Origin of the sequence: Acidovorax sp. A1169 (genome assembly GCF_030704685.1) — a bacterium.
Classification (GTDB): Bacteria; Pseudomonadota; Gammaproteobacteria; order Burkholderiales; family Burkholderiaceae_C; genus Acidovorax.
The window spans coordinates 1-1,310 of the sequence record NZ_JAUZDX010000062.1; the positions used below are offsets into that span (position 1 = coordinate 1).

Below are 1,310 nucleotides of genomic sequence, written 5' to 3' on the forward strand. Positions count from 1 at the left end.
TCCACCGGCACAGGCCTGCCAAACAGATAGCCCTGAAACCCCTCGCAGCCATGCAGCCTGAGGAACCCCAGTTGCCCCGTCGTCTCCACCCCCTCGGCAACCACCTGCAAATCCAGGCTCTTGGCCAGCGCCAAAATGGTGCGCACGATGGCCGCGTCGTTGGGGTCGCTCAGCACGTCGCGCACGAAGCTCTGGTCGATCTTGATCTGGTCCAGCGGCAGCCGCTTGAGGTAGCTCAATGAGGAGTAGCCGGTGCCGAAGTCGTCCAGCGCAAACCCCACTCCTTCGCTCTTGAGCTGTTCCATGCGCACGATGGTGTCTTCGATGTCCCCCAGCAGCAGGCTTTCGGTGAGTTCGAGCTTGAGCAGTCGGGGTTTGGCCTGGCAGTCCTTCAAGGTACCCAGCACTTCGGCGACGAAGCCCGGTTGCCGGAACTGCCGGGCGCTGACGTTCACGGAGATGCTCAGGTGGGCGGTGGTGGGCGATTGGCTCCAGCGGTGCAGTTGCCTGCAGGCGGTCTCAAGCACGTACTGGCCCAGGGGAAGGATGAGTCCGGTCTGCTCGGCCAGGGGGATGAAGTCGCCGGGGCTGATCATGCCGCGCTGGGGGTGGCGCCAGCGCACCAGGGCTTCGGCGCCGACCAGGCGGGCCTGGTGGTCGACGACGGGCTGGTAGTGCACGAGGAGTTCGTTGCGGGCCAGGCCCTGGCGCAGGTCGGCTTCCAGGTTGGAGCGGGCGTTGACGGCGGCCTGCATGTCGGGGTCGAAGAAGCGCTGGGTGTTGCGCCCTGCGGCCTTGGCCTGGTACATGGCCAGGTCGGCGCGCTTCAAGAGTTCGTCGACCGACAGGCGTTCGTCGCCGAACAAGGTGATGCCGATGCTGGGGGTGCTGTAGTGCTGCTGGCCGCCGAGGGCAAAGGGCAGGTTCAGGCTGGCCAGGAGTTTCTCGGCGACGGTTTCGGCCTGGGCGGCGGCTTCGGCCAGTTCGGGGTTCAGGTTGTCCAGCATGACGACGAATTCGTCGCCGCCAAAGCGCGCCACGGTGTCGGCTTCGCGCACGCTGCCCACCAGGCGGGTGGCGACCTGGGACAGGAGCTGGTCGCCCATGTCGTGGCCCAGGGTATCGTTGAGGTCCTTGAAGTTGTCCAGGTCGATGAACAACAGGGCCCCGAGGTTCTTGCTGCGCTGGCAGGCGGCCAGGGAGCGTTGCAGGCGGTCCAGCAGCAGGCGCCGGTTGGGCAGGCCCGTCAGCGCGTCGTAGAACGCCAGGCGCTCGATCTCCTGCTCTGCGCGCTTGCGGTCGGTGATGTC

General features: G+C 66.4%; 1 protein-coding gene. It reads right to left on the bottom strand.

Features of this window, described 5'->3' with window-relative positions; genetic code table 11:
* Positions 1–1,310, bottom strand: a 1,310-nt coding sequence (locus QYL93_RS31815) for a bifunctional diguanylate cyclase/phosphodiesterase (protein WP_305747428.1), incomplete at both ends; no start/stop codon positions are given.